This is a genomic window from Acinetobacter sp. YH12241, from assembly GCF_013417535.1.
In the GTDB taxonomy this organism is placed as follows: Bacteria; Pseudomonadota; Gammaproteobacteria; order Pseudomonadales; family Moraxellaceae; genus Acinetobacter.
On sequence record NZ_VPDQ01000052.1, the window covers coordinates 1 to 8,920 of the forward strand.

Sequence of the window (8,920 nt, forward strand, 5' to 3'; positions counted from 1 at the left end):
TAAGTTCTTTATCCGACATAGACACCAACATATCAAACCGTCCGCTAAGAAAATTGCAACAGCGCATATTCTAAAAGCGGACATTTTTACTTTGGAGAAACCGGACATTTCTATTTTGGAGTTACAAGTGTACTTCGTATAATATCCATTATGTTAAATGGACAATTAATAATTGAATATTTCACCTTTTTTTTAATTAGTAGCTAAAATTACTTTATAATTTAAACTTATAAGGTATTTAAAGTGAAAAGTCCTCTTTCTAAAATATTTCTACTAAATATTCTCATAATGGCTGGTAGTGTTGCGTATGCCATTGAAGTTAAGCCATTCAAATTTATAAAAAATAATGAAGGTTATCCAGAAAATATTGGTTTATATAAAATAACAAATAAATACAGTGAGTTATATGTAAAACAGTATCCATTTTCTATTGAGAACAATAATAGAAATGCTGGTTTTATTAGTGAGATCGACCCACAATGTGAAATCTTAGAAAAGATATATAAGCAACAGCAGAATACTTATGTTGTAACAAGTACATGTGGCGCATGGTTTGGTATGAGTAGCCCAGAAAGCCATTATTTTATATATGAGTTTAACGATCTAGCAAAATTAATTAAATCTGAAACTATTGAATTCAAAGAGTCATTAGATATTACTATTTCAGAGCTTAATTCAGGTATAAAAATAACATCAAGCCAAAGTCCTAAAACTGGGAAAAAATATGATTATGAATACAAAAATGGGAGCTTATATGACTTCTCAACATCTATGAATAGAAATTTAGTTTCAAAAGAAAATGATAGAATCTGTAAGGGATTCTATGATCAAGTTTATACTCAATTTAAGTATTCTTATGTACCTGGTATGACTAATCTTTTTGAAATTTTACCTAGACATGCTTATTCATGGGTTCCAAACAAAATAAAATCTAGTGAAGAATTATCAGATAAATTAGCCAATGATTTAAAAGGGAAAGATCTAACACAACGTAGAAATGTTCCTTATTCAAGATTTAAACAAGACTATTGTTCTTAACTAAACTTAAGTATTCCTAAAATTAATATAATAGGTGCTATGCAAAGTCAAAATGTTAGAACCCATTCAAAATGGGAGCTATAAGCTCCCATTTTTAGTCTTTAATACGCTTTTTAGCTTCGTCATAAACTATGCTATCAGCTCGTTTCCCGACTGTGATGAGCAAGATAACTACCTGATCATCTTTAAATTGATAGACAAGTCTGACACCAGCTTTTAATAATTTAATTTTATAGCAACCTGCAAGATTGCCTCTCAGCATATTCTTTGGAATATGTGGCTGCTCTATGACTTTGGCTAGTTACTTCTTAAATTGATCTCGTATAGCAACAGGGAGTTTTTCCCATTTGTGTGTCCTTACCCATTTAACCCATTTAAAATTATTAAATTAAAAAATAAATTGAACAACAGAAATAATATAAGTATATTTCTGGAAATTAGCTTTAAAGAGACTAAGTAGGTGAAAAGACTATTAAAAATTACATTAATCAGCGTAATGGTTCTTAATGCTCAAAATATATTTGCAAAAATAATTATAGATAATGCAAATTATCAATCTAAAATTATAAAATTAAATAGTACAAAGAATCCCAAAATAACAAGAGCTTGGGTAGAAACCGAGTTTAAAGAGGAGAAGAATAGGTCAACAGTTCTATATGAGATAGATTGCGAACAAGAAAAATTCCGAAGACTAGGAGGAGTTATGTACAAAGAAGTAACAGGTGATCCAATAGCTATGGAACCTACAAAAGAAGAATATATAATTCCAAATACAAATCTAGATACGCTTAAAAGGGAGGTATGTACAGGAAAATATTAGAAAAACTTGAGAGATTTGGGGGATCAGAGAATTATTGTAGTTATCCTGATCTAAATGACAATTCAAGAGTAAAGATAGAAAAAATTTGTTATTTAATTTAGGGCGGCACTGTCACACGAGGGTGTAAATAATTCTGTGTAAATACAGTTTTATTTACAGTCTCTAAAGCTCCCTTTTTATAGGGCACTGTTGCAAATAGGCTGACATGATAAGCTAAATATCTTATTTATTTCGAGATACAGCAGATGAATCCCTTCCACGGTCGGCACTTTCAAGGTGAAATCATTCTTTGGGCTGTTCGTTGGTATTGTAAATATGGCATCAGCTATCGTGAACTTCAAGAAATGCTCGCTGAACGAGGCATAAATGTGGATCACAGTACAATTTATCGTTGGGTTCAGCGTTATGCTCCAGAAATGGAAAAACGGTTACGCTGGTATTGGCGTAACCCTACAGATTTACATTCATGGCATATGGATGAGACTTATATCAAAGTGAAGGGGCGATGGACTTACCTGTATCGTGCAGTTGATCAACGTGGTCATACGATTGACTTTTACCTTTCCGCTAGACGGAACAGTAAATCAGCCTATTGTTTTTTAGGAAAGATCTTCAATACGGTGAAAAAATGGCAAATTCCACGGGTCATCAATACAGATAAAGCAGCGACCTATGGCCATGCTTTATCACGGTTAAAGCGAGAAGGAAAATGTCCAGTAGATATTGAGCACAGGCAGATTAAGTATAAAAATAATGTCATTGAATGTGATCATGGTAAGTTAAAGCGAATCATCAGGGCCACATTAGGATTCAAATCTATGAAGACTGCTTATGCCACAATTAAAGGTATTGAAGTCATGCGTGCACTACGTAAAGGACAAGCATCGTCATTTTATTATGGTCAGCCTCAGGGTGAAGTGTGTCTAATCAACAGGGTTTTCGGTCTCTAAGCACTTTTTAAAGGGAACATCATCGACTCAAATCTCTATTTGCAACAGTGCCGTCAAATTAACGAACACACGGATATTATTGCTGAATATGAGCAACACAAGCAAGGTCGCACTATTACAGGATTTACCTTTAAATTTAAACAAAGAACCAAGCCCAAAACGGTAAAAGCTGAAAAGACAGAGCGTGATCCACATACAGTAGATATGTTTATAACCATGACCGATAATCAACGCTTTGCCTTCGCTAAAAAAATATCTCAATTACATGAGGCATCGTATTTGGCACAAGGGCAAGCAGGTCGAAGTTACGATGTGTTTGCTGAACAAATTGCTGAAGCATTATTAGATAGTGAAAAGCAGAAAGTATATTTACCCTTCTTATCGAAATTAGGGTTTAAATTTTAAGATTTTTATTCGCTGTTTACAGGTTGTGGTAGAAGTAGTCCTTGATATCAAAAACAAAAATTATTTTAAGGGAATAAAGGCTTCTGACTATCACCAAATGATAAGTTATCTGAGTTCTATTCAGTGAAAAACTGCTATATTAGGGGTCAGCACAGAAAACGGAAATTATAGGGCGGTAAGTACATTTATTTACTTCTATGTAGTTGTTATTTAAGAACTTCGTTAAAAATCTTTCAATTAAATTGCATGTTGCCAATCTCTAGCAGACAGGCAAAGCATAAAAATATAAATCTTTGATTTTAATAAATTAATTAGTCGACAAAATTCCTTGTCGTACTATTTTCTCCAAATTCTGGGGTAACCCCTATCAAATCAAAAACTCGATGATATGCGTCATTTAGTTGATCAAATACCTTCTTACGGCAGTCAATCTATACCTAAAATAAACGATCCTAGTTGGGAGGGGTTATTAGATGATCGGAGAATATCTTGGAATATGAACGACATCACCATAATAGAAAGGCTAGTACTTATTTATTATACTTTTAGTATGAAGGTTCTTAGTGTTTTCAATCAAGAATTTGCAGAGAGAGGAGTTTCTTTTTCATACTCTGATTAGTATGCCTATGGCAAACCAATTTCACTGCTTCGGTACCCTAGTGAGGACTAGAACCTTAGGCTGTAGGCTAATGATATTGGTATATTGAGTTATTTAGGTAGTCGCGGTGTACTTCATGGTGTATAGAAAGTTAGTTTTTCGAGCTAATAAAGCCATTTTGACAAAATTTAAGAAGTATTTTAGAAAACTAGATAGTTACACAGAATTTAGGGTAGTCTCAAAATGAAAGTTATAACTAATGGTTCTTTAACATCTTCTAATTCCTTTGGTGAAAAATAAGATTCCATTTTATGCTTAACTCTCAACTTTTTTTCGCTAAATCATTTATTTTACGAAGGTTAGACTTTCAATATTAAACTTACAATTCTTGTAATACAGCCATTCCAATAGGCTTAAGAAGTTGAGAGTGGCATTTCTTGCATAGAATTATTTTGTATTAAATAAAATAACTAAAGGTTTGGCTCGTGAAGATCTCAATAAGAAAACTGTATGTAATTAGCTTAAGTGCATTAATTACTGTGGCTTGTTCCAGTCAAAGTGAATCAGAAGGGATGCTAATTATAAATAACAAAACCTCCGAAGATATAACTAAGGTTAATTTAACTTATAAAACCACTAATAAATCAGAAAATATAGGTAATTTATCTCCTAATCAATCATTTAAGTATCCTATAAAATATTCTGACACCGAAGACTCTATAGTAATTACATATACTGATAGTAATAATACAGTGCATAAGGATGTAGCTGTTCCTTATTTCGGTAAATATGATAAGAAAAATTATAGTTATAATATCAAGTAGTTTAAGTATTATTAATATTTAGAGTGTACGGCATTGACGGTATAGGTTAAATTGACACTACAAGACAGCACTTTAACCAATTTCAACAGCAACATCCCCAAATATATTTAATATAAATTAAGCATGAGATATAAAAATGCACGCCTTTGATATTATCATACCCCAATATACAGGTATCGCTGAAGATGATGATAGCCACGACCATGATGTATTTTGTTATTTAGGAAATTTAGAAGGCAACGGACAAATATTACCCCGTAACCATCATTTAGCTGTTAGCCAAAATGATATTACTCGCGTGACTGTGGTGTGTCCTGAAATGGATGCCCTTGACCGTAAAAATATGAACAGCTATGCCCAAGAAATGCACAATAAAATCGAACAGTTAGCAGGTAAACCCATTCAAACCTTGTATATCGGAGAAGACCATGACTATCCTCTTCCCCGTTATGCCGTACCAACGCAATCTGAATTTTACATGTTGCGTTGGGGCTGGAGTTCGCCTTTACTAGATGGAGTAACCTTACAAGGCATTCCTCTATATAAAATCCCATATACCCAACCTGATCACCCTTGTTATGATAATGTGTGGTCATGGTATCGTCAGGCTGAAGCGTTATATCGTTTGTGGCTTGGTTCTCAACCAGTAAGTGAAGCCTTTGCCTTAGAGCAAATGCAAAATCCCAATTCTGAGCATAGCAAAATAGGTCGAGAATTGTGCCGTATCATTGAACAAAGCACAGGTGTACCCACCTATTATTTTCTAATGAATTACCGTGATTGGACACAGGCAGAAGATATGGAACAAAAATGTCCACTGACAGGGCAGGATTGGCTATTGCCTGCCAATACCTATCACTATATTGATTTTAAATGCGATGAGAGTCGTTTGGTGAGTGAGTTGAGTCAAAATTGGTCGGATGAAAGCGAGGACTGACCGAATGAAAAATTATTTGTGGTAAGCTCATAAAGCCTATCAAGCATAGAGATAAAAATAACACCCAAACTATCTGTAACCAACCGTGAATCGTCTCGATATTTTCGGAGAGTGTTTTACTGGAATCAGGTACAGGACAAGTTTATTTTCAGTATACCCTAGCGGAACCACCTAAAAAGGCACTGTTGCAAATAGGCTGACATGATAAGCTAAATATCTTATTTATTTCGAGATACAGCAGATGAATCCCTTCCACGGTCGGCACTTTCAAGGTGAAATCATTCTTTGGGCTGTTCGTTGGTATTGTAAATATGGCATCAGCTATCGTGAACTTCAAGAAATGCTCGCTGAACGAGGCATAAATGTGGATCACAGTACAATTTATCGTTGGGTTCAGCGTTATGCTCCAGAAATGGAAAAACGGTTACGCTGGTATTGGCGTAACCCTACAGATTTACATTCATGGCATATGGATGAGACTTATATCAAAGTGAAGGGGCGATGGACTTACCTGTATCGTGCAGTTGATCAACGTGGTCATACGATTGACTTTTACCTTTCCGCTAGACGGAACAGTAAATCAGCCTATTGTTTTTTAGGAAAGATCTTCAATACGGTGAAAAAATGGCAAATTCCACGGGTCATCAATACAGATAAAGCAGCGACCTATGGCCATGCTTTATCACGGTTAAAGCGAGAAGGAAAATGTCCAGTAGATATTGAGCACAGGCAGATTAAGTATAAAAATAATGTCATTGAATGTGATCATGGTAAGTTAAAGCGAATCATCAGGGCCACATTAGGATTCAAATCTATGAAGACTGCTTATGCCACAATTAAAGGTATTGAAGTCATGCGTGCACTACGTAAAGGACAAGCATCGTCATTTTATTATGGTCAGCCTCAGGGTGAAGTGTGTCTAATCAACAGGGTTTTCGGTCTCTAAGCACTTTTTAAAGGGAACATCATCGACTCAAATCTCTATTTGCAACAGTGCCCAAAAAAGATTGAAAACCATTTTAAAGCTTTCGACTTAACCTTTTTTTACATCAATAATGGCTTCATTTAATGTCAGCATACTTTTTGAAACACCACCTGATTTTCTTGTACACTGTCAGACAAGACAGACTCCAGTAAAGTTTTATCTGGCTGCAAATTTTCAAACTCTTGGTACAGATAACCAATTTTTAATTTCGGTACAGCATAGATCCCTTCATACTTATTTCTGATTAAAGAAAAAAGAGTAGATTTACCACTTCCATTATCCCCCAATACAGCAACTTTTTGTTTGTTTCGGATTTCAAAAGAGGCATGATTAAAAATCAAATGATTATCATATCCAAAAGTTACTTCTTCACCACGAATTAATATTTTATTTTTCGGGGGATTTGTTAGCTCAAAATTAATTCGAATATTTGCCTGTTCTTCGACTTGTTCTTTTACATCTAACTGCTCTATTCGTGATTGCACGGCTTTTGCTTGCTTTGCTATTGCTTTTTGTCGCCCTCCAAAAGACTTGTAAGTAGATATGAAACTTCTAGCTCTAATTTCAGAATTACTCATATTCCTTGGCTTATCTGTTATCGCTTCAGCTTGCCTTTTTTTCTGCAAATAAGCTTCCTCTAGTTGCTTTTTCTTTGCTTGATAATTTTCATATTCTCTTTTCTCAGTGTGAATTTGATGTTCCTTCTGCTGTTTATATGCAGTATAATTCCCGTCAAAACAGTTAATGGTATTGTTGTCAATCTCAATAATTCGATTACACAATTCATCTAATAAATTTGTATCGTGGCTAATAATCATCATTGTGTTATATTTTCCTAAATTTCGCTTTAGCAATTGAATCCCTTTAGTATCTAAATTCGCTGTTGGTTCATCTAGTAAAAGTATTGAACTACTCTTAGAAAAAGTCTCAGCTAAACGTAAACGAGTTTTTTCCCCACCACTGAACCAACCTTCAGATATTGTTGAGCTGGAGCGAAATTCTTTCAATTGCCAAGAATCTACTGATTCGTGGTATTGACCGAATTGTTTATAATAAGAGATATCTCCCTTAACCTCAACATTTCCCTTGTCAGGAGCTATATCATTGTTAATGATCTCCAACAACGTCGTTTTTCCACTTCCGTTTAACCCGACTACACCAATAATATCGTTCTTAAAAACAGTTAATTTATCAAAAGTAAAAAGAAGCTTGCCTCCAAAATATTTTTCTATTCCTCTCATTTTTATCAATTCCATACAATCGCCTCCCTTTCTAGCGATTAAGTTAATAAACATATTAAATCATTAATTAGTTTTTGTAGTTTAGAGAGTTTATTTCTTAGGGTTTCTATTCCTCAATTATTCCGTATCCTTCTGGTGCAGGAATCCCATGTTCCGAAGAACGACTGACTGATTCCCACTCTTTCCATGTAAATATACGTTTTTCTGCATTTTCAACAGCTAAATCATATACAAGGCTTCCCAGAACTAATCGGAGAGGCGGATTCTCACTATTAACCAGTTTCATTATAGCTTCGGCGGCTAACTTAGGATCACTATCCACCGATTCGTTTGAATATTGTTGGGCCAACTTTTCACGTAATGAATCATACTCTTTTTTCTGTGTAGTAAAACTCATTTTTAAGTATAGATTCGTCCAGTAACCTCCAGGTTCTACGATAGATACTTTTATACCAAAATGTGCAGCTTCTTGTGCTAAAGCCTCGCTAAATCCTTCTAAAGCAAATTTACTAGCGCTATAGATTCCCGACATTGGACCACTAATCAGTCCACCAATACTAGATATCTGGATAATATGACCTGATTCTTGTGCCCGCAAGTACGGCATAACAGCTTGACTTACCCATACTGTACCGAAGAAATTAGTTTCCATTTGGCTTCTAACTTCATCTTCACTAAATTCTTCAATCATTCCCATTACCATATTCCCTGCATTGTTAATGACAATATCGAGTCTTCCAAAATGTTTAATGGCAGTTTCCACTGTAGTCGAAACAGCACTTCTATCAGTAACATCAAGACTTAAAGGAAGTAACATTCCTTCAAACTGGCATTTTAACTCATTCAGTTTTTCAATATTTCTAGCAACACCAACAACCTTCTCTCCTGACTCCAATGCTTTTTTTGTGAATTCGTATCCTAGTCCACTGCTTGCACCTGTAATAAACCACACACGTGTATTTTCATTGTTATTAAATGTCATAAATAATCTCCTCGGTAGTGTTTCAAAAAGTATGCTGAAGAAAAAGCCGATTGGATTTTGATAAAATAGAGAAATGCAAATAACTCTAGCAATCAAATGTCCAACCTGCCTCAGTGATAGTATAAAGAAAAATGGTATCA

10 protein-coding genes are annotated in these 8,920 nt (G+C 34.6%); 7 read left to right on the top strand and 3 right to left on the bottom strand.

All coding sequences use genetic code 11. From position 1 onward, the window contains the following. Positions 1-243: 243 nt before the first annotated feature. Positions 244-1,038 carry a hypothetical protein gene (locus tag FTV18_RS15215; protein WP_031946098.1) on the top strand — a complete coding sequence of 265 codons (795 nt, stop codon included), beginning with the start codon at positions 244-246 and terminating at the stop codon, positions 1,036-1,038. 94 nt (positions 1,039-1,132) lie between these two features. Here FTV18_RS15215 and FTV18_RS15220 read toward each other — a convergent pair whose 3' ends face one another. Then, positions 1,133-1,327 (bottom strand): type II toxin-antitoxin system RelE/ParE family toxin, encoded by a 195-nt coding sequence (locus FTV18_RS15220; protein WP_050595110.1) that lies wholly within the window; start codon positions 1,325-1,327, stop codon positions 1,133-1,135. Between the two features lie 171 nt (positions 1,328-1,498). Here FTV18_RS15220 and FTV18_RS15225 point away from each other — a divergent pair, with 171 nt between their 5' ends. The 6 genes from FTV18_RS15225 to FTV18_RS15250 all read left to right on the top strand — a co-directional run bounded on the left by FTV18_RS15225 (position 1,499) and on the right by FTV18_RS15250 (position 6,518). After that, on the top strand, positions 1,499-1,858 hold the full coding sequence (locus tag FTV18_RS15225; protein WP_179989163.1) for a surface-adhesin E family protein: 360 nt from the start codon (positions 1,499-1,501) through the stop codon (positions 1,856-1,858). Positions 1,859-2,103: 245 nt separating this feature from the next. Then, positions 2,104-2,808: an IS6-like element IS1008 family transposase gene (locus tag FTV18_RS15230; RefSeq protein WP_043963410.1), complete on the top strand. Its 705-nt coding sequence runs from the start codon at positions 2,104-2,106 to the stop codon at positions 2,806-2,808. Positions 2,809-2,847: 39 nt separating this feature from the next. Further along, entirely contained in the window at positions 2,848-3,213 is a 366-nt protein-coding gene (locus tag FTV18_RS15235) for a RepB family plasmid replication initiator protein (RefSeq protein ID WP_218944957.1), read from the top strand. A 1,083-nt stretch (positions 3,214-4,296) separates the two neighbouring features. Continuing rightward, entirely contained in the window at positions 4,297-4,635 is a 339-nt protein-coding gene (locus tag FTV18_RS15240; RefSeq protein ID WP_114237945.1) for a hypothetical protein, read from the top strand. 136 nt (positions 4,636-4,771) lie between these two features. Beyond that, a complete protein-coding gene (locus FTV18_RS15245) occupies positions 4,772-5,572 on the top strand; it encodes a DUF2310 family Zn-ribbon-containing protein (protein WP_114237944.1) in 801 nt (266 codons plus the stop codon). Between the two features lie 241 nt (positions 5,573-5,813). Then, entirely contained in the window at positions 5,814-6,518 is a 705-nt protein-coding gene (locus tag FTV18_RS15250; RefSeq protein WP_043963410.1) for an IS6-like element IS1008 family transposase, read from the top strand. Between the two features lie 125 nt (positions 6,519-6,643). Here the strand turns inward: FTV18_RS15250 and FTV18_RS15255 are convergent, their stop codons facing one another. Further along, positions 6,644-7,813 (bottom strand): ATP-binding cassette domain-containing protein, encoded by a 1,170-nt coding sequence (locus tag FTV18_RS15255; RefSeq protein WP_179989164.1) that lies wholly within the window; start codon positions 7,811-7,813, stop codon positions 6,644-6,646. Positions 7,814-7,904: 91 nt separating this feature from the next. Further along, positions 7,905-8,780, bottom strand: a complete 876-nt coding sequence (locus FTV18_RS15260) for an SDR family oxidoreductase (protein WP_078081115.1) — start codon at positions 8,778-8,780, stop codon at positions 7,905-7,907. Between the last annotated feature and the right edge of the window lie 140 nt (positions 8,781-8,920).